Here is a 20,641-nt window from a genome sequence, read left to right on the forward strand (position 1 = left end):
GATATGTAAGATCTTTATTGACAACATAAACTTCACTTAACAGTGACTCATATTAAGGTACAGATTAAAAAATATCACATGTTGCGAAATGTAAACAACTTTCTTTATGTAAAATAAAATGATGAGGGTAGCCCTTCAGTAAACGTTCTACCTCAGGGCCACCCTCTATATAAAATAAACCGTTGTCTATTTAGTAACTAGCCTGTCAACTACTCCAGTTCAATCCACTCGCCGAGCAGCGTGTCCAGCTCCGCTTGCAGTCGTTCACGCGCGTCCCACAGCTCCGCCATGCGCATCGTGTCGCTGCTTGTGCCAAGCTGCTCCAGCTCGGCATCCGCCGCCGCCAATTCCACTTCCTTGGCGGCAATCGCCTGCTCCAGCCGCTCGCTGGATACGGCGGGCGTGCGGGACGGCTTCGCGGCCTTCGCTCCGCGTGCCCCCGTGCCAGCGGACGACCCGCCCCCTGCGGCGGGCGTGTCTAAACGACCTGCCGCACCCGGACGCGTGCGGCTCGCATCGTCTTCGGCAGGCGCTCCTGTCCGCGCAGCCGAAGACGTTCTGTTGCTGGCTGCACTGACAGATGCAGCCCCGCCCAAGCCAGAGCCGCCACCTGCAGCGGCTCTGCTTCCGGATGCCGTGCGTGCCCCGGCATCTCCTGTGCTCAGGAAGCGGGCGTGTTCCAGTTCCCGCTTCTTCGCCTGGTATTCATCGAAGCCGCCCAGATAAGAGGCCAGCTTTCCGTCCTCCAGCTCCCAGACGCGCCCAGCCAGCTTGTTCACAAAATAACGGTCGTGCGAAATCGCCAGCACGGTTCCCGTGTAACTGTCCAGCGCTTCCTCCAGCGCCTCGCGTGAGTCGATGTCCAAATGGTTGGTCGGCTCATCCAGCACCAGCAAGTTCGGCTTTTTCATGACCAGCAACGCCAGCCGCAAGCGGGACCATTCTCCACCGGACAGCATGCTAACAGGCTTAAACACATCTGCTCCGTAGAACAAATACTTCGCCAGCAGCCCTCGTGCCTCGCCTTCCTCCACACCCGCTTCTTCCTTGAAGTACACAAGCACGGTCGCACGACTGTCCCGCTCTCTTTCCTGCTGCGCCAAATATCCATACTCCACGCGTGCGCCCCATTGCACCATGCCTGCATCCGCACTCTCCTGACCGAGCAGCAGCTTGAGCAGCGTCGTTTTTCCCGAACCGTTATCTCCCAGCAGCGCCACCTTTTCACCAAACTCCAGACTGCCTGTAGCCCCTTTTAATATCTGGCGCTCCCCGTAGGCTTTGGCCATTTCTTCGAAATGCAGCACGCGTCGGCCCGAACGGTCCTCCAGTCTCAAATTAAACTCAGCCCCTTGCGGGTCCAGTACAGGCCGCTTCACCAGCTCCATGCGCTCTAATGCTTTACGGATCGAGTTCGCTTTTTTAAAAAACTTTTCGTTATCCCCATTGCGTCCCCACTCTTCAAAACGCCGAATGGCCTCTTTCATCTTCTTGATCCGCTTTTGCTGTTCCTTGTAGTCCTCGAATTGCAGCAGCAGCCGTTCTTCCTTCTCCTTGACGTAGCCACTGTAGTTTGCATAATACGTAAACGCCTCGCCATCCTCCAGCTCAATCATCTTGACGGCAACGCGATCCAGAAAATAACGATCATGTGATACAACAACACACGCGCCCGTATAGGCTTGTAAAAATTGCTCCAGCCATTCCAGACCTTTTAAATCCAAGTGGTTGGTCGGCTCATCCAGCAGCAACAGATCCGGTCGTCCAATCAACTGGGACGCGAGTGCAATTTTCGTTTTCTCCCCGCCGGACAACGAACCAAAGCTGCGCGTATACATGGCTTTGGGGATACGCAGCCCGTCGGCTACCTGATCGATATTCGCATCCATTTCATAGCCGCCGCTTCGCTCAAACCGTTCCTGCAAGGCGGCATACGATTGCAGCAGCTTCTCCAAACGATCTGCATCCGCAGCTACTACCGGATCGGACATTTCACGCTCCAGCTCGCTCATCTGATTGCGGCAATCCTTCAGCTCACGATAGGCGTAAGCCAGCGTTTCATACACGCTCAAGTGTTCAAACTCCGCCGGGATTTGCGGCAAATAGCCGATTTTCGTATCCTTGGCGATGACGAGCTGCCCTTCATCCGGGCGGGACAAACGTGCGATTAGGCGTAATAGGGTGGTTTTACCGCTTCCGTTGCGGCCGATGAGTCCCACCTTTTCCCCCGTATGAATATCAAACGATGCACTGTCCAGAATCAGATTGGCACCTTGGTATTTTTTCAACTGTTGACCGTTCACGATATACATGTTCAGGCTCTCCTTTATTTAGGAAGACCCTTACCCGCGCAACACAAAAAGAGCCGCAGGAGCTAGTAGCCCGCGACTCTTTGGATGATACAGCAATCCGTTCGAGTTAAGGTAGGCGTCTTCTCGCGATGTTTACAACCGTATGATTAAAATTGGACAGACTTCTCCCGTTGTACGGAAAAGTATGCATAATGCCAGCCATAGCAATCGGCAGCTGGCTAATACGGTTGTTCAGCATCTCGTGATTCACCTACCTCACCTCCTTCTTCATAATTGCGTGTAGTATAACATAGTTTCTCTCCTTATAAAAGAGGAGAATGCCGTATCGAGCTATAAAATGGATTGGTGCCCGTGCCCTCTGACGGCTTGCGATGCTCCGGTTCTCGTAATCGAAAATACGCCACATACAAAAGCAACAATCACAAAAGCCCCGCCTACCCATGCATTCGTGGCAACCGATTCACTATTCTCAATTACCGCACCGCCCAAGGCTGAACCGAGAGCAATCCCGATCTGGAGAGCAGAGAAATTGAAGCTTTGCTGAATACTTCCTGATTCGGGGGCATTTTCGATGAGATAGCTCTGCATCGGCGGGGACAAGGCCCAGCTCAATATTCCCCAGATGATCAGCAACGGCGCAAATACATACATCGAGTGAACCGAGAATGGCAGCAAGAACATCACGGCGATAAATACGCCCACAATGATCAAAATACTCTTCGCTGTGCCAAAACGATCCGCCAAAGAGCCGCCAATAAAACCGCCCCCAACAGCCGAAAGTCCAAATACAAAATAGGCGACACTAATCCACGATGCGTTCAAGCCCATCATATTCTCCATAAATGGAGTGAAATACGCATACAGTGTGTAATGACCCGCCAACGTTAGCGTAGTCACCAGATGCGCACTAATCACCTTCACATTTTTCAAGGATTTCAGTTGCTCGCGCATCGGCACGACATGTTCCGTCGGAATCCGCTCCATAAACAAGTTCATGACGAGCATAGCAACTACCGTCAATACAGCGATAATCAGGAACAGCACCCGCCAGCCAAACGCATTTCCAATCAGCACCCCGGCTGGAATACCTAGCACGATGGACGAGCTAACCCCCATGGAGATCACACCAAGAACCCGCGCCTGATAAGCCTTGGACACCACTTTGACGGCAATCGTCAGCGATAACGTCACAATCAGCGATCCACTTGCGGCGGTAACGATACGGGATATAAATAAGACTGCATAATTCGGACTCCAGAAGGCCAACAGGCTTCCCAGAATAAAAATAAACATCGACCATAAATACAGCCGTTTTCGTTCAATTCTGGCGGTCAGCGCCAATAATGTCGGCCCGGCGATAGCATAGACAAGTGCATAGATCATAATAAGCTGTCCAGCCGTGCTTACGGAGACATTCAAATCCTGCGCAATTTGGGGCAGGACGCCGCCGATAATTAACTCCACCAGTCCCACCGTAAAGGTCGCAATCGTTAAGATAACTACTTTAAAGTTCATTACATAAGCTCCTTTGCTGTCATGTAAATCCCTCGATATACGCAAAAAAATCCTGACCACAAGAAATGTACAAGACGTACACTTTTTGTAATCAGGATTTATCGGTTCCTGGTAGAGACCCTCAAACCATATTATTGAGGTTATACAAATGGGACATTCATTGATCACGCATCACGAAGGTTATAGACATTACTATAAAGGAGCCTAACCCGAAGTTCAACCCCCTAAAGCTGTAAAAATTCGCTCATGGCGTGATCCGACAGATATGGTAAGTATTCATGGCCGTATTCGTGATACAGGAGCATTTCCTTGTCCGACGCGATTTTATTGTACACCGCATATTGTGTGGAAGGTGGGCAGATCGTATCCGACAGCCCCGTCACAAATAGCACCCGACCACGAATACGATCTGCCAAATGTTGAATGTCGATGTAGCCTAATCGGTGAAATAACTCTTCCTCGCGCACATGATTCGGATCGAACCAGCGAAAATAATACACCAGCTCCTCATATGCAGACGTGGTGGCATCCAGCGCCCAAGCTCTTTTATAGTCCGACAGGAAAGGATATACCGGAACCGCTACACGTACACGTGGCTCCAATGCTGTGCAGGCAACCGTCAATGCTCCCCCTTGGGAGCAGCCGAATGCGCCGATTCGATTAGGGTCTACCTGCTCCATTGACATCAGAATGCGCACCGTCTGCACGGTATCCAAAAATACATTGCGGTAATAGAGCCGATCCGGGCTCGGGTCGTCGATCCCCCGGATGATATGTCCGCGAATCGTCGTTCCCTGAACCTGCAAGTTGTCCTCGGACAGCCCGCCTTGCCCCCGGCAATCCATGGCCAGCACGGTGAACCCGTGTGCGGCATAGCTCACTTTATCGAACCAATCGCCGCTGTCACAAGAATATCCGTGAAACATCGCTAAAGCAGGACCTCTTTCCGTACTATGCTTGGGTCGGACGAGCTTTCCATGAACCTTCGCTCCGCCTACCCCTATAAAATACAGATGAAAGCACTCCACCAGCGGAGAGACAAAATCGGCTGGCTCCAGCATATAATCCAGCGGCTGCCGCTCCAGCTCCTGTAGCGCCCGTTCCCAGTACGCATCAAAATCCGGCGGCTTCGGGCTACTGCCCATATACGACTGCAATTGCTGTAAAGACATGTCCTCCGGCATTCAGGTCCCCTCCTACATCCGGCCCAACTCATGGTCGTCTGCAACCACTTCATCCGTTGCGATGACATACTTCATCATGTCGGATACTGTCGTGTATGCGACACCTACATACGTGTCAGCGGCTCCATAATAGATCGCGATCCGTCCGGTGTCGGCATCATGCAGCGTAGCACACGGGAACACTACGTTTGGCACAAAGCCACGTTCCTCGTACCATTCCTCCGGGGTCAGCACGAAATTGGAGGAACGATATTTAACCTTAGATGGGTCATCCAGGTCAAGAACGGCTACCCCCATGCTGTATACCAGTCCATTGCACGTGCCCGTCACTCCGTGGTAGAACATGAGCCAGCCCTCGGTCGTCTCGATCGGAGCCGGTCCGCCGCCAATCTTCACTGATTGCCACCAGCCCTGTCCGCCCTTGCTCATCACATGACGGTGCTTGCCCCAATACACCAGATCTGGGCTTTCACTGAGAAAAATATCGCCGAACGGCGTATGACCGCTGTCGCTCGGACGGGATAGCAGCACATAGTTTCCGTTTAATTTGCGGGGTAATAGCACACCGTTTCGATTAAACGGCAGGAACGGATTTTCCAATCGTACAAAGTTTTTAAAATCCTTCGTTTGCGCTATCCCCAACGCCGCACCGTAAAAATCTGTACACCAGATGATATAATATGTGTCCTCCACTCGGACCAGACGCGGATCGTAAGCATAATTAGGCTGGTAATCGTCCCCTTCCTCATCGACCAAATGCAAGCGTTCCGTTTCAATGTCCCAAGCCAACCCGTCGTCACTCCAGCCCAGATGCAAATGCGGGCGTCCATTAATCGTTTCCGCCCGAAACACCCCCACAAACCGCCCCTCATACGGAGCTACTGCACTGTTGAAAATACGGGCAATGCCCGGCACCGGATTGCGTCCAATGACCGGATTCTCAGTATGTCTCCATACCGGAGCCTCACTGCCTTCAGGCTTATCCTGCCACGGCATTTCCGGCAGACTGTCTCCCACAATTCGTACGTTACCTACATCCAAATCCACATTCAATTTACTCATACATATGCTCTCCTCTCACCGAGACACTTGATTTTTTGATTTTCTATTAAACCGTTGTTCTATTTCACTGAGCCCTGCGCGAATCCGTTATAGATATATTTTTGTAATGACAAAAATGCAATAAGTGTCGGAATAATAGCAATGATTATACCCGCGCTGATCACTTCCCATTGCGAGCCATACGGCCCTTTAAACTTGAACAACGCCGTCGAAATGACCTGAAGGCTTGTTTTGGGCATATACAGAAACGGGGTGTAAAAATCGTTGTAAATATTAACCCCTTTGATAATAATGACCGTCACAATGGCGGGCTTGAGCAGGGGCAAAATAATGCGCCAGTAGATGGTCAGATAGGAGGCACCATCCAACATGGCCGATTCGTCCAGTGCCACCGCAATGGAATCCAGAAATTGCAGAAAAATATACACCGCAATAATATCGGTTCCCAAATACAGCAAAATAGCTGCCCAAGGCGTGTTAAACAGTTCCAGCTTGTTGATAATCTGGAATGTCGATACCTGTGTCGTTACCCCCGGAATGAGGGTTGCGAGCAAAAACGCACCCAGCATGAGACTTTTGCCTTTAAATTTAAAACGATTCAAAATATACGCGATCATAGAGCCGGTCAACGTCGCGCCGATGATCGAAATGATCAGAATAAAGGCCGTGTTCACAAATCCGGTCAGCATGTTGCCGTTCACAAAGGCTTTGGCGTAGTTCGCCCAATTCAGCCAGTTCACCGGGGGAGTCAGAGGACTGGTTGCCGAATATTCAGCCTTCGTCTTCAAGGAAGCAAACAAAATCACGACAATCGGCAGCAGTGCGACGAACGCACCCAGCAAAAGCGCGGCATACTTGATGCTGTTCGCCAGCGTTCTTTTCAGCATATACACGGTTAATCCTCCTCCCCCCGAATCAGCAAACGTTGCAGCAGCGTAACTACAATCACGATCAGCAGCAAAATAACCGCCAGCGCCGAGGCCAGACCGACCTTGCTGTATTTGAACGCCACGTCAATCGTCTGAATGACGAACGTTTTACTGCCATTGGAGCCGCCAGTCATAATATACGGAATATCGAATGCACTGATCGCACCGCTAATCGCCAAGATGAGATTCAGCTGCAAAATCCGCTTGATACTCGGCAAAATAATGTACCGAAACTGATGCCAGCGGTTGGCCCCGTCCATATCAGACGCTTCATACAGATCACTTGATATGGAGGAAATCGCACCGAGAAACACAATAAAGTTAAAGCCCATGTATCTCCAGATCGACGTGCCGGCCAGTGAAATATTGATAATCTCCGGGTTGCCCAGCCACAGCTTGATATACGAACCCAGCCCCAGTGCCTGAAGTAGTGTATCCAGCGTGCCGTCCGGCTTGAAGAAGAACAGAAAAATAAAACCAATGGCCACCCCGTTCATCAGGGAAGGGAAAAATAAAATGCCCTTAAATACATTTTTAAACCAGGTTTGAAAGCTGAGAATGGTTGCAAAATAAAGGGCCAGCCCCATCTGTACAAACGTAGCGACAAAGTAATACAGACTGACCTTAAACACCGAAAAATACTCGGGGTCGGTAAAGATTTTGGTATAGTTTTCAAAGCCCACATATTCAAGACGCTTACTATAGCCGTTCCAGTCCGAAAAGCTGTATTTGAACATGTTGATCACTGGCAAGTACGCAAAAGTGACCAGCAGCGCCAGCGGAATAAATGAAAAGGCTGCAATAATCGCCATTCTTTGTTTGGAGTAGCTGAGATTCGAAAATTTAAACATGCTGCACCTCCTGGCTATCCGTCCATCGACTGCTACGTCGATCCTTTCTAATCGTCAGTTCAGATGACTATTTGGCTTCCTTCGCAGCCACTTCAGCACGCGCCTTCACCCATGCGTCGTTCAGATCCTTCATAATGGTGTCATACGATTCCGGGCGGTTACCGACCGCTGCCTCAATAATGCGTTTCTTGAAGTCCGGCTGCCACAAACCGATTTCTCCCTTTGTGTCGATTTTATTGACAATCCCTTCCTGTCCTTTTGGCGAAGGAGTGAGCGTTTCAAAGACAACTCCTTGATCTTCGTATTGCTTCAGAATGTTAGGCAATTCCGCACCCTTCAGCGGACTGATGCTGCCCGCCTGCTCTACAGCATAGTTGGACTTGTCAGTAAACCAGTCCACCCAGGCACGGGCCGCTGCTTTATTTTCACTGTTTACGTTAATGCCGAGGTTGTAATCACCTGCCAGCGGAACAAGCACCTTGGAGGCATTTGTCGGAAACGGCATAAAGCCGATATCATCCTTGTTGGTGGCTGTGCTTTTGATCTGGTCAATGGCCCAGGAGCCAAGTACCATCGTACCGATTTTGCCTTGAGCCAAATCCGCCTTGGAGGTCTCCCAATCCGTCGTGGTCGGGTCTTTTTCAATCAGACCATTTTTAGCGGCATCGTACATGATCTTATACAGCTCATAGTGAGGCTGACCCTTCGTGAAATTGTCGTCTGTATTCGGCTGTGTGACATTCACATATTCCTTCGTACCTGCCACTGTAGCCAAATCAGCTTCCCACTGGGTCAGTGCCCACCCGGAGGCATAGTTCGTAAACAGCGGCACCGCCTTGGTTTTGTCCTTAATCTGCTGTAGCGCTTTCAAAAATTGATCCGGGGTTTTAGGAAGTTGCGTGATCCCCGCATCCTTGAACACATTTTTGTTATAAATCACACCGGAATACGTCATTGCTACCGGAATACCGTAGACATTATTGTCCACCATACGTTCTTCAATGCCGGTATACTTGCTTTTCATCTCCTCATAAGTGCCCAGTGGTTCGAAAAATTCGGGTAGTTCTGCAATGGGAATGCTGGTAGGAATAAGCAAAACATCTCCGTAATCCCTGGTCCCCATCCGAATTTTAATTTGGCTCTCATAATCGGCTAATGCCTGAAAATTGACCTTCACCTTCGGATAAAGCTTGTTAAATTCCTTGGCGTAATCCTGAAACACCGTATCCACAATGTCTGTCCGTTGTGTAATGACCGTGATTTCACCCTCCACATCCTTCGGATCAGAGCTGGCTGCTGGCGTATCTGATCCTTTTGGGGCACACCCTGCAAACAACCCCGCTAACAACAGCACCGATAGTAACGGCGCCAAAACCTTGGACAACTTCATAAAACGACCCCTCCTGATTTTTGAAATAAGGTTATCGTTAAACTAACAAAATCATTTTATTATGATAACGCTTACTATGTCAATTTTATTATTTTGTGAATATATAAGCAGAGCTATAAAAGTTTCATAATGTCAATATAATTCGGACAGTGCTTCCCACCCAGAGTAATAACAATAGCAGCATAGCTGCCCTGAAACATAACCATTAGCCTTGGGGTAACGGTTATGTTTCAGGAGAGTTGACAGCTTTGAAATACGTGATTATGATTTTAAATAAAGTTACCGATAACCTAATATAATTTACAAAGGAGGGTTTTGCCTCTTGGACACATTGCTACATGAGATCAGACAGGAATGGAAGGATCATATACTCCCGTTCTGGCTAAGGTTGAAGGATGAAGCGCACGGTGGATTTTATGGTGAGGTGGATGTCGATCTGCACATCCATACGAAGGCGGACAAGGGCGGGATTGCCGCTGCACGGTTACTCTGGTCATTCTCGGCGGCAGCCCGTGTGACCGGGGAACGCATCTATAAGGATGCCGCTCGACACGCTTTCCTGTTCCTGCAAGAGCACCTGATAGACCCGGTATATGGAGGAATGTACTGGATGGCAGATCATACGGGCCGTCCTGCCGACACGTGCAAGCACGTCTACGCGCAGGCATTCGCCATTTATGCCTTGTCCGAATATGCGCAGGCAACGGGCGACCCCGATGCACTGCCACTAGCTAAGGAGCTGTTTCACCTGCTGGAGCAAAAAGGATATGATCGCACCCGCCAGGCATACGGTGAACAATTTGACCGGATGTGGAACACACAGCCCAATGAGCTGCTCAGCGAAAACGGGGTTACCGCGCATATCACCATGAATACACATATTCATGTTCTGGAAGCGTATACCCAATTACTGCGCGTATGGCCGGATAAAAGCGTGCGAGATGCACTGGCGAATGTACTGGACATTTTATACAGTCGTGTTTACGATGCTTCCGCCCGGCGGTTGGGGGTATTTTTCGACAGTGACTGGCGCTCTCTGCTCGACCTGACCTCGTACGGTCACGACATTGAAGCCAGTTGGCTGATTGAGGAAGCTATGAACGTACTGGGGCACCATCCCCCGGAATATGTAGACATGGTGGTGGATATCGCCCATGCGGTAGCCGAACGTGCTGTTCAGTCAGATGGTTCACTGATCAACGAACGGGAAGGCGATCGGGTAGACACCTCGCGCATATGGTGGGTACAGGCAGAAGGAATCGTCGGCTTTTACAATGCGTATCAACAAACACAGGACGAACGTTTCTTACAGATTGTACGGGATTTGTGGGCCTACACTCGGCAGTATATCGTAGATCCACGACCTGGAGGTGAATGGTTCTGGTCCGTTCAAGCGGATGGCAAGCCTGATCCGAGAGAGATTGCTGGACCTTGGAAATGCCCTTATCACAACAGCCGATTTTGCATCGAAATGCTGGAAAGGATGGAAACGAAATGATTCATACTCAATACCATAAGCTGCTTGCGCAGCAAGAGGAACTGATTACACGCCCGAATGAGGTCAACACCACCTTTTACAATGGCATCTACGAACGCTACCGTTACCCTGTACTCACACGTCATCATGTCCCGCTGCACTGGCGGTTTGATTTGAACGAGCAGACGAACCCGTTTTTCATGGAGCGTCTGGGCGTGAATGCAGCGCTAAACCCTGGCGCGATCTATCATGAGGGCAAATATATACTGGTTTCCCGCACCGAGGGGCTGGATCGGAAATCGTTTTTTGCCCTGGCCGAGAGCGATAACGGTATTGACCAGTTCCGGTTCATCGATGCTCCATTGATATGGGACGATATCGACCCGGACGAAACGAATATGTACGATATGCGGCTGGTAAAGCATGAGGACGGCTGGATCTACGGCATTTATTGTTCGGAGAAAAAGGACCCTGACGCACCAGCACACGACACCTCCAGCGCTGTCGCTCAGGCCGGACTGGTCCGCACCCGCGATCTTCGCACATGGACCCGTCTACCGAATATCTCCACCCGATCACCGCAACAGCGTAACGTTGTCCTGCACCCCGAATTCGTGAACGGCCAATACGCCTTTTACACGCGTCCGCAGGACGGATTTATTTCCACCGGCTCGGGCGGCGGCATTGCCTTCGGTCTGTGCGAGGATATTACACAGCCTGTGATTGAGAGCGAAACAGTGATTGACGAGCGCTGCTATCATACGGTGTACGAAGCCAAGAACGGACAAGGGCCCGCTCCGATCAAGACCAGCCGCGGCTGGATTCATATCGCTCATGGCGTACGCAATACCGCCGCTGGTTTGCGATATGTGCTCTACACCTTTGCCACCAGCCTGGAGGACCCTTCGCGCGTCATCGCCAAGCCCGGCGGGCATTTTATAGCCCCCTATGATGAAGAGCGTGTCGGGGATGTCTCGAACGTTATTTTTTGCAATGGAGCAGTGGTTAACGAGCAAAATGAAGTCTTTATTTACTACGCCTCCAGTGATACCCGTATCCACGTGGCAACAACGACCGTCGCCCGCTTGGAGGACTACACGTTCAACACACCGCCTGACCCACTGCGTTCACTCGGCAGCGCCGCTGTCCGACGTGAGCTGATTCAGCGGAATGAAGCGCTATTGCAGGCACGCCCTCATTCTTCGCAGCGGTCATAAGCCGCAAGCTTTATCCTGCCTGCGGAACCATGTATACTATCCAGAGAACAACTGTTATCCGCAGGCTAATGGTTGTTCTCTGGGCAGCTACGCTGCTGCTCTTTATGTTTACAGGACAGCTATGCTGCTGATTTTTCTCGACAGGGCGGCTATGCTGCTGATGTTGATCTTTTTTAAATTGGAAGGCGGAACAGGAAATGAAGAGCAACGTAACGATGCGGGACATTGCAGAAAAGCTGGGGGTTAGCAGCGTGACCGTGTCGAAGGCGCTCAATGACAAGGATGGAGTTAGCGATGAGCTAAAGGAGCGCATCAAGACGCTTGCGGGCGAAATGGGCTACCGTTTCAATACCGCTGCCAAGTCCATGAAGGAGGGCCTCACCTATAACATTGGTGTTGTCATTCCCGAGCGTTTTACCGGCCCCGGCCAATCGTTTTATCTGCACATCTATCAGCAAATTTCGCGGGAACTCGAGCAATACGGCTACTACGGCATTCTTCACATCCTCCATCGCGAGGACGAAGAACAGCTTAATCTGCCACGTATCTATTACGATCGCAAGGTGGATGGCTTCATTCTTCTGGGACAAGTGAGTAAGCCATATATTGAGCTAGTGCAGTCCATGGACCTGCCCAAAATGTTTCTTGATTTTTATGATGAGCATGCCGATATTGACTCCGTAGTAACCGATAATTTTTACGGAGCCTACGAGCTGACCAACTATTTGATCGCCCAGGGACACCGGGACATCGCATATGTGGGTAATCTCTACTCCACCAGTAGCATTCAGGACCGTTTCCTCGGCTACTATAAATCCTTGCTGGAGCACAGGCTGCCCCTGCGTAACGAGTGGGTGCTCAGCGACCGGGACGACGAGGGCGTATACGTTGATATGGAGCTGCCTCAGCCACTGCCGACCGCCTTCGTATGCAACTGTGACCAGGTCGCGTACAACCTGGTGCAAAAGCTCATTGCTCTGGGATACCGTGTGCCTGAAGATTGCTCTGTGGTTGGCTTCGACAACGATGTATATGCCACCCTTATTGTTCCGCAGCTGACTACCGTTGGAGTGGACATTGAACAGATGGCACGTACTGCCATTGAATCGATGATGAAAAAAATAAGCCATCCCGGCAGTCGTTTTGGCCGGGTCCTTGTACAAGGTCACATCGTGTATCGCGATTCCGTGCAGCGCATGGAGAGGCCGTGATCGATGTATGCCTTGGACAATTGGCCCTATTCTCAAAGCTTCACAACCAAAAGCCGCTCAGCATGTCGCTGGAGCGGCTTTTGATGTTCATAGATTCTACACACGTGGTCAACATACTCGCCTTTACTCAGGAGCGTTGGGCCACAAAAGAGTTGCCCGTTCGATTGAGAATCGGGAGCATCCGCGTTTCCTGTCCCATGGAGGCTTGGCAGAACGGACAAACCGGTTCGCTCAAAAAGGTGAAATCCGTCCGCATCCAGCCGTTGCAACCCTCGTTGGTACACGACCAAATCGCCGTATCTTCCTCTGGGATAATCTCCGGAGCCTGGCGTCTGTACATCTACATTCCCCCCTCGGTTTTATGGGGTAATCCCCATTAGAAGGGAGCCCCGCCCAACGAAGCGGCAAAGAGGCTCCTCTGATCCAGCTCGTCCTGACCGTTTTTAGCTGGTCTTGGTGACATGCTCCGCCTGCGGCCCGCGCTGGCTTTCCACCACGTTAAATTCCACATGCTGGCCTTCGTCCAGCGTCTTGAAGCCTTCGCCGTCGATAGCGCTGTAGTGGACAAAAATATCCTGGCCCTCTGTCTCGATAAAGCCGAAGCCTTTATCTGCATTAAACCATTTGACTGTTCCTGTTGGCATATTGTTAAATCCCTCCTGTGCGGGTATTAATATGCTCCATCCTCTGAAAAATATGCGTATTTTTCCAAAATGTTTACTTACGGATCGCCTTGGTCCAGAAACCGCCATGAAACTGCTTCGGCTCCACTGTAATGACAAAGGCCTTGGGATCAATATCCAGAATGGATTGGTACAGCTTGTTCTGATTTTTTCGCTTAGCCAAAATTTCCATCACCAGTCGATCTCCATCCCGCCCGCTGCCCAGCCAGGCTGTAACACCGTACCCTTTGTCACGCAGCGCATTGGCGATACCTCCGTTGACCTCATTGCTGATCACCTTGACGGTTACGTAGCCGAGCGCTATTTTTTCCTCAATCCATGCTCCAATGAGAATACCAAGCGCATAGCCGATGGCGTAAACCGCGAGACTTGCCACCTGATCCAAATACTTAAGCACCATGTTCAGGCCCAGCACATAGATCGTAACTTCTACAGTACTTATGAGCGCAGCAACGTACTTCTGTCCTTTCAGCGTCAAAATCATACGCAGTGTATACGCAGACACGTAAATAATTTGAATAACAAAAATAAATAACAAAATTTTAAGCATACGCCCACTCCTCATTTCACGTTCTGATTTGGCCTGTATCCATCATTATACCCTTGTATGTCGCACAGCTTTCCGTTTCGCATCACCCTCGTTCGGGTAAAGACTAACTACAGCATGCTGAATGAATGTTCGATCATTATAAGGAGGGCTACAACATGAAGGATAACGGAATCAGCGATAAAATCAAAGGTAATGTTAACAAAGCCAAAGGTGAAATCAAGGATCAAATCGGGAATGCCACGGATAATAAATCCCTTCAAGCCGAAGGTAAGCTGGATAAGGCCAAAGGCCGTCTTCAGGAAACAGCAGGCAAGCTGAAGGACGGCAAATAATTCGTGCTTTGGATATAAGCTTTGACGCAATATTTTCCCATCAAGCCTCGCTGTCTTGTGCAGCGGGCTTATTTTGTTTGACTTGTTTTGTTTGACAACTTTTCAAAAAAACTTTTACGAAAACAGGGCAACTTTTACTGTTGCTGTTGCGTCTAACCAATATAAGCACATCTGCTAATATCCCTCCAAACGTGTTGGATTTTGTAGGCATTAATGTTACTCTAGTCTATGAACTAGGCTATAATTCTTAAATAAAGGGGTAGACCAACGAATGAAATCATTGAAATCTATGAAAAAGCCTGTCATCATCACTGCCGTATCCGCCTTGGCCATATCGGGGGCTCTTTTCAGCCAATCCACATATGCCGCGCAAGTGACTAAGCCGATCCAAGCAGTTTATAACAATATCAAAATCATCTACAACGGAACTGAGGTTCCTTATGATGCAAAAACAGAACCATTTATGCTGGATGGCGTGACTTATCTCCCGCTTCGTCTGGCAGGTACAGCTTTGGATAAAAAAGTAGATTGGGACGGTACCAACAAACGCGTAGTCATTGCTGACAAAGGCGTTCCGATTGATCAATCTACAGTTACAGCATTGAACAACCAGATTACGACGCTGACTCAGGAACTGAACACAGCGAAAGCAGCGAACACAACTAAAGACGCTACCATCGCTCAATTGCAAAAAGACAATCAGACGCTAAAAGATGACGCAAACAAAAGCAGCTCTAGCTCCTTGAAGGATCTTCAAAAGGAACTGAACGATGATCACAGTGATGCCTATAGCACTAATTCTGATATCTCGCTCAGTGGCGACAAAAACGATATTACGGTGACCATCGAAATGACAAAGACCAGATGGACAGACCTATCCGACAGCAGAAAAGAGAGCTACCTTGAAGACATCGTGGAAGATATTTTGAAAGAGTATAAAAATGCTGATATTGAGGGTACGGTTAGAAACTCCAGTAATAACGATAAATTGGCGAGCTTTACAACCAACAGCAAAGGCGATGTTACGATTAAAAAAATAGGTACATCTTTCGACGCAAGCACGATCCAACGTTCTTTGTTTGATAGATACAGCAACTACGCCGGGTACGGCTTTGATTTCAGCGTAAGAGGCGACAGCAGTAAAGCTACGGTGGATGTGTATGTAAATTCGGATGATTGGAATAAACTTTCGAACAATCAAAGAAGTACCCTGACAGATGGCATTATTGATCAGCTAAAAGATAGAGAATCCATTGACAGAGTGGAAGGGTACATCCGTAATAAAGGGAACAGTAGCCAAATCGCTACCTTCTAAGGATTGCTTGTTTGTTTACAGCATACGGGGAAAGATCTTTTATAATTAGCTAATTTCCCTGTACGTTATTTACGAGCGCGAGCAAAAAGAGACCGGATCCTTAAAGATCCGGTCTCTTTTTGCTTATATTCCCAGAGGTGACCCGCACAAATCACCATTCACTCTATTCAACAAGCCGTCCCACTGAAATAATACACTGCACTTTCTCACTCGATTTACCAAAGTCACGTTTTAACATCAGTTGTTCATTCGAACGAAAAAGCTATTTTCCCTGTCTCTTTTTTTCATAACTGCAACCTTCGATAGTCTGAACAATTATTGAATCAATCTGCCTACGGAAGTAATATATTTTATATAATCTTTATCCGCATCGGTTGTATCAATATTTTGGGTATAAATCAAATTACCATGGCTGGTGATTTTAACTTTATAATTCATATTGAATTTAGAATAAGGATTTACACTATAGGTCCCTTTGCTATAAACAATCATAGGATTAAAGTCGATTTGCCTGGAAGCAGGTGATAAGCCGCCCTCGTACATAGCATAAATATCCAGTATGCCTTTCTTGCGATCCCAATCAAAGGAAGTAAGATCAAATGCATTCGCGTCAATGACCTGAGCCAAGTCTTGTCCCTTAAAATTCATAAGAACTGGACTTTCCGTAAAGCTATCATGCCTTAGTTTCAATAAGCCCCGCTTGGAATCCCACTCCATCTTCGCATCTGTATCTTTCAACAGGACGGATACCGGCAAAAACATCGCATTGCTTTTCATGATGGGGACTGTGTCCATTGTCATGGGTTCGCCGTTAACCGATATTTCGGGTGATCCGATCGTTGCCGTTACATTACGGCCCAACAGATCAACAGAAGCGGTTTTGCTCGCTGCATTGTAAGTTACTTTACCACCCAATATATCCTTAGCCGCTTGGAGCGGTATAAGCAGTCTGCCCTTCTTATCCACAAAGGGTGATGCAGGGTAGGTGTATAAAACGTAATGATCATTGACCTTCAAGTGTATGTGCGTTTGTCCTTGAGCTTGCGCTGATGTCAAATTCGTGTTAGTAGCACCCAAACTCAATAAAATTATAAAGCAGATTAATAATCTAATTTCCATAATGCCCTCCTAGTTATTTTTTCGTAAGTAGTCTACTCCTACAAACATAGAATTTCAACCAAAATTTATAATATTTACCTCAATAAAGAATATTTATTTTTACACATAATGATGTATAGAAGGTTCAATTACATAACAAAAAGAGAGCGCCGTTCAGCGCTCTCTTCGAATAAAGCATATAAAATGTAAGGAATATTAATAGGCCAATGCAAAAAGTCCTTTGATGTGGGACAGGTAACGGATGTTACTGCCTTCCTTCATCAAAGTGGCTACAGCGCCTTTCAGTTGGGTGCCATTCGCACCAACCGTACCGATCGCGTCTGTTCTGCCCAAGCTGCCCAGCGTACCGGAGAACACTGGTGTGAAGCGTTCCATTTTCGCTCCGTTGAAGTAAGCAAAAATGTTGTAACCAACCGTTTCGCCCATTTGCCAAGCCAACTGTGCAGTTGGAGGGTATGGACGCTCGCCTTCATCTGGGAACACCACTGCGCTGTCGCCAGCGAGGAAGATGTCTTCATGGGAAGTGGATTGCAGTGCACCGTTCACGGTTGCGCGGCCACGGTTCACTTCGATACCGGATGCGCCAACCAGTGCGTTGCCTTGTACGCCGCCTGTCCAGATCAGGGTGTTCGTTTGGATCGAACGTCCGTCTTTGAGCAGAACTTCGTCGGCTTTCATTTCTGTAATTGGAACACCGGCTACGATTTGAACGCCACGTTTTTCAAGGCTTGTTACTGCACGATCAACCAGTGCTTGAGGGAAGCCTGCCAAAATAGATGGTCCAGCTTCTACGCAATACAGGTTAATATCTTCGTAGTTAATGCCTTTTTCACGACAAACCGCAGGCAGCTTGTCAGCATATTCGCCCACCAGCTCGACACCAGTCAGACCGCCACCACCGATAACGATTGTAGCGTCCGCTTTGTTGCCGGATTGCTTGTAAGCATCCAGACGAGCTTCTACGTGTGCGCGAATGCGATTCGCTTCTGCCACTGATTTCAGCGTGAAGCTGTGTTCTTGCAGCCCCGGAATACCGAAGTAAGCCGTTTCGCTGCCCAGGGAAATGACGAGAGCATCATAGCTCAACGTAGCGCCACTGGCCAGAGTTACTTTTTTATCATCCGGTTTGATTTCCGAAACCGTATCCACTTTCAGGATAATTTCTTTGTTACGCAGCAGTTTCTCCAAAGGAAGCGCAACAGCTTTCTCGGCAATTGTACCTGCCGCCAAACGGTGCAGCTCCGTAATAATTTGGTGAGACGCAAAGCGGTTTACCACTGTAATGGTTGCTTGGCTAGCGTCCAGATGCTGGCGTGCTGTCAGAGCGGCCAGCAAGCCACCGTATCCGCCGCCCAAGATCAAAATTTGCTTCGACATGTCCATCCTCCGTTCTTGATCAGGTAATTATTTGCTCTCGCGTTGGCGCTCATTCAGAATATCCAGGAAAGCCTGGCTGAAACGCAGCGTTTTTTGTACATTTGGATCTTTAAGCATTTTGAGCAGGCCAAACAGACCTACACTGCCGTCTGTAGTTTGTACGCGGTCTCCTGCTTCAATGGCAGCAGAAGCCAAGCCTTTAGCCGACTCTGTAACAGGCTTCACAAACTCTCCCATGGAACTTTTCATATCGCCGATAAATACAGGGTCGGTTGCCAAACTACGGGCTACATCATAAGCGTCGGTCATCAAAGTAACCATCTCAGTCAACTTGGGCAGATTCTCAACCAGTACGGTCAGCGATTGCTGAACCTCCGGTTTCATCAATTGGTCCAATACATCCCGAGACTCTTTAGTAGCTTCTTGTGTTACAGCCACCTCTTGTTGGTTTTCAGACATGCGTGAACGTCCTCCTTTACTGTGAAAATAGAAGTCCATTCCTTTCTCGTAACCTGTATCCATAAACTCTAGCAATAAAACGTTCATTGAATTCACGCCCTTAAACATGCAAGAAGCACAGCTAAAACCGGCCTATACCCAATGGGGCAAGACTGATTCATCGCAAACGCCAATTGTATATGTTCAGACGGTATTCTGTTGTTACTGCTGCGGAATATCCCACGAAGCGCTCCTTCGTGACTACAACAGGCCGAAACGGAACCCTATACCTCTATATTACACTGTTTACAACACAATCGTCGAAGAAATTTTAAATTTGCACAAATTTCTACAAAATTTTTATTGTTATTTTAGATAAAAATTAGAATAAACTTAGATTTTGTCCAATTTTCCGCAAAAAAAGGGGTCATATCATAGCATGCAAGGGTAATAGAAAGAGTGAATCTCATATCGCGATCACATGAAAATCACCACAAAATATGTATACGGAGGTTTGATACGATGGCTAAAACATTTTCAGATAAGGCGGAACAACCGCATGGAAGGAATCCGGCTTTGAGGTCGAGCTGTACTCAAGACCGAGAAACCGACACCCTCAGAAGCGCCGCCCGGCTTTCATAGGGAGTCCTCAGGGGCATCGGAATCATCAGGAGATGGCAACGGCACACCAGATTCGATGAATTCATCGACATCACGGGCCGCCTTGAATTGATTGCATTCGTTGCAAGCACATACACAATTGACGGGCGTAGTGTGTCCCCCTTTGGCACGGGGCAGCAAATGATCAATGGTAGCACCATAACCCCCGCAGAAAAAGCAGGTATAGCGATCACGCTTGAGCACATATTGACGGAATTCCTTATTGCTGTAGAGTCTGCGGATGGTGTACGGATTAACAACCACTGCCATGCGCTCTCTGACCAGTGTAACCGCCAGATCAAATTCAATCTCCTGATGCCAACGTCTCCCCTGATCAGTTTTGCCCCTTAGCCGAATCATACCGTTACGGTTGAGCCGCAGAACCTTGGTATCCGCAGGCTTCAGCCTGCTGAGCAAATGTCGAACGCGCTGCCGATGACGCTCACGGGCTTTATCCGTGACTGGCTTCCTGCGTGGCGGCTGAGGCTGCACGTCAGGCTGTGCGGACGCCTCCATGCTTTGCACGACTGCCTCATCCCCAGCGCCATGCGATGCCAGGGAAGCCGTGAGGGGCTTTCTTCCCTCGCCGGAAGGAGCGGACGCAGACGCACGTTCTTGCGCCGCTAACCCCCGGCAGGAACGACAAGGACCACGCCGGGAATAAGGACCGGCCCGGCGACCGGTTCTGCGCTGAAATTCCGTTAAAGGCTTCAGCTCCTGACAATACGTACATTTTTTCATCAGCGGTTTACCCGCTTCGTTACTGATTGACTGCGATTCCGTCATGTCCGCCCCTCCTTTCCCCGTTGCTCACGTTTACCGAATACCTGAAACCCGAACCTTTGTTAAGTTAAATTCATTCTACCGTTTTCACGTTCCCTTTTCTAGCTATCGAATATATATACTCTCAAGGTATAACAAATTTTAATCATTTGGCATACGTTATACAGCGATCCCTGTTCTTCGTTCGGCAGCTTATTAACCGCCTGACGTTTAGCCCCCCTTGCTTGGTGGGTAAC

The 20,641-nt window shown here is 48.9% G+C and carries 20 protein-coding genes and 1 riboswitch; of the genes, 5 read left to right on the forward strand and 15 right to left on the reverse strand.

The genetic code is table 11. The features are described from left to right. Window positions 1-209: 209 nt before the first annotated feature. The 8 genes from abc-f to ABIA61_RS15305 all read right to left on the reverse strand — a co-directional run bounded on the left by abc-f (window position 210) and on the right by ABIA61_RS15305 (window position 9,243). Window positions 210-2,312, reverse strand: a complete 2,103-nt coding sequence (gene abc-f / locus ABIA61_RS15270; protein ID WP_404580964.1) for a ribosomal protection-like ABC-F family protein — start codon at window positions 2,310-2,312, stop codon at window positions 210-212. 106 nt (window positions 2,313-2,418) lie between these two features. Next, complete coding sequence (locus tag ABIA61_RS15275; protein ID WP_170970742.1) at window positions 2,419-2,562, reverse strand: hypothetical protein; 144 nt, start codon at window positions 2,560-2,562, stop codon at window positions 2,419-2,421. A gap of 80 nt (window positions 2,563-2,642) precedes the next feature. Continuing rightward, window positions 2,643-3,827 (reverse strand): MFS transporter, encoded by a 1,185-nt coding sequence (locus tag ABIA61_RS15280; protein WP_283653752.1) that lies wholly within the window; start codon window positions 3,825-3,827, stop codon window positions 2,643-2,645. A gap of 68 nt (window positions 3,828-3,895) precedes the next feature. Then, window positions 3,896-3,995: riboswitch (purine riboswitch) on the reverse strand. 56 nt (window positions 3,996-4,051) lie between these two features. Beyond that, entirely contained in the window at window positions 4,052-5,011 is a 960-nt protein-coding gene (locus ABIA61_RS15285; protein WP_404580965.1) for an acetylxylan esterase, read from the reverse strand. A gap of 12 nt (window positions 5,012-5,023) precedes the next feature. Further along, window positions 5,024-6,073, reverse strand: coding sequence for a glycoside hydrolase family 130 protein (locus ABIA61_RS15290; protein WP_283653754.1), 1,050 nt, complete (start codon window positions 6,071-6,073; stop codon window positions 5,024-5,026). Between the two features lie 59 nt (window positions 6,074-6,132). Then, window positions 6,133-6,966, reverse strand: coding sequence for a carbohydrate ABC transporter permease (locus ABIA61_RS15295; protein WP_283653755.1), 834 nt, complete (start codon window positions 6,964-6,966; stop codon window positions 6,133-6,135). A gap of 2 nt (window positions 6,967-6,968) precedes the next feature. Further along, on the reverse strand, window positions 6,969-7,853 hold the full coding sequence (locus ABIA61_RS15300) for a carbohydrate ABC transporter permease (RefSeq protein ID WP_404519312.1): 885 nt from the start codon (window positions 7,851-7,853) through the stop codon (window positions 6,969-6,971). Between the two features lie 67 nt (window positions 7,854-7,920). Beyond that, window positions 7,921-9,243 (reverse strand): ABC transporter substrate-binding protein, encoded by a 1,323-nt coding sequence (locus tag ABIA61_RS15305; protein ID WP_404580966.1) that lies wholly within the window; start codon window positions 9,241-9,243, stop codon window positions 7,921-7,923. Between the two features lie 322 nt (window positions 9,244-9,565). Between ABIA61_RS15305 and ABIA61_RS15310 the strand changes: the two genes are divergently transcribed. The 3 genes from ABIA61_RS15310 to ABIA61_RS15320 all read left to right on the forward strand — a co-directional run bounded on the left by ABIA61_RS15310 (window position 9,566) and on the right by ABIA61_RS15320 (window position 13,148). Beyond that, complete coding sequence (locus tag ABIA61_RS15310; RefSeq protein WP_404580967.1) at window positions 9,566-10,741, forward strand: AGE family epimerase/isomerase; 1,176 nt, start codon at window positions 9,566-9,568, stop codon at window positions 10,739-10,741. Beyond that, complete coding sequence (locus ABIA61_RS15315) at window positions 10,738-11,937, forward strand: glycoside hydrolase family 130 protein (protein WP_404580968.1); 1,200 nt, start codon at window positions 10,738-10,740, stop codon at window positions 11,935-11,937. Before ABIA61_RS15310 ends, ABIA61_RS15315 begins: the two co-directional genes overlap by 4 nt. 197 nt (window positions 11,938-12,134) lie before the next feature. Further along, window positions 12,135-13,148 carry a substrate-binding domain-containing protein gene (locus ABIA61_RS15320; protein WP_134912006.1) on the forward strand — a complete coding sequence of 338 codons (1,014 nt, stop codon included), beginning with the start codon at window positions 12,135-12,137 and terminating at the stop codon, window positions 13,146-13,148. A 127-nt stretch (window positions 13,149-13,275) separates the two neighbouring features. Here the strand turns inward: ABIA61_RS15320 and ABIA61_RS15325 are convergent, their stop codons facing one another. From ABIA61_RS15325 to ABIA61_RS15335, 3 genes are all read right to left on the reverse strand, one after another. Then, window positions 13,276-13,488 carry a cold-shock protein gene (locus ABIA61_RS15325; protein WP_014278674.1) on the reverse strand — a complete coding sequence of 71 codons (213 nt, stop codon included), beginning with the start codon at window positions 13,486-13,488 and terminating at the stop codon, window positions 13,276-13,278. 103 nt (window positions 13,489-13,591) lie between these two features. Next, window positions 13,592-13,792: a cold-shock protein gene (locus ABIA61_RS15330; RefSeq protein ID WP_044644292.1), complete on the reverse strand. Its 201-nt coding sequence runs from the start codon at window positions 13,790-13,792 to the stop codon at window positions 13,592-13,594. Between the two features lie 73 nt (window positions 13,793-13,865). Beyond that, on the reverse strand, window positions 13,866-14,381 hold the full coding sequence (locus ABIA61_RS15335; protein WP_025683910.1) for a DUF2179 domain-containing protein: 516 nt from the start codon (window positions 14,379-14,381) through the stop codon (window positions 13,866-13,868). A 155-nt stretch (window positions 14,382-14,536) separates the two neighbouring features. On the opposite strand from ABIA61_RS15335, the gene ABIA61_RS15340 reads away from it, so the two are divergent. Continuing rightward, a complete protein-coding gene (locus ABIA61_RS15340) occupies window positions 14,537-14,713 on the forward strand; it encodes a CsbD family protein (RefSeq protein WP_283653760.1) in 177 nt (58 codons plus the stop codon). Between the two features lie 271 nt (window positions 14,714-14,984). Continuing rightward, a complete protein-coding gene (locus ABIA61_RS15345; protein WP_283653761.1) occupies window positions 14,985-16,028 on the forward strand; it encodes a stalk domain-containing protein in 1,044 nt (347 codons plus the stop codon). Between the two features lie 315 nt (window positions 16,029-16,343). Here the strand turns inward: ABIA61_RS15345 and ABIA61_RS15350 are convergent, their stop codons facing one another. The 4 genes from ABIA61_RS15350 to ABIA61_RS15365 all read right to left on the reverse strand — a co-directional run bounded on the left by ABIA61_RS15350 (window position 16,344) and on the right by ABIA61_RS15365 (window position 20,408). Then, window positions 16,344-17,147, reverse strand: coding sequence for a copper amine oxidase N-terminal domain-containing protein (locus ABIA61_RS15350; protein WP_283653762.1), 804 nt, complete (start codon window positions 17,145-17,147; stop codon window positions 16,344-16,346). 195 nt (window positions 17,148-17,342) lie between these two features. Next, a complete protein-coding gene (locus tag ABIA61_RS15355) occupies window positions 17,343-18,524 on the reverse strand; it encodes an NAD(P)/FAD-dependent oxidoreductase (protein ID WP_283653763.1) in 1,182 nt (393 codons plus the stop codon). Window positions 18,525-18,551: 27 nt separating this feature from the next. After that, the gene (locus tag ABIA61_RS15360) at window positions 18,552-18,983 is read right to left on the reverse strand and encodes a DUF1641 domain-containing protein (RefSeq protein WP_044644287.1); all 432 of its coding nucleotides are present in this window, start codon (window positions 18,981-18,983) and stop codon (window positions 18,552-18,554) included. Between the two features lie 615 nt (window positions 18,984-19,598). Beyond that, complete coding sequence (locus ABIA61_RS15365) at window positions 19,599-20,408, reverse strand: HNH endonuclease (protein ID WP_283653764.1); 810 nt, start codon at window positions 20,406-20,408, stop codon at window positions 19,599-19,601. Between the last annotated feature and the right edge of the window lie 233 nt (window positions 20,409-20,641).

The sequence above is a fragment of the Paenibacillus sp. RC21 genome, assembly GCF_044907935.1.
Classification (GTDB): Bacteria; Bacillota; Bacilli; order Paenibacillales; family Paenibacillaceae; genus Paenibacillus; species Paenibacillus terrae_A.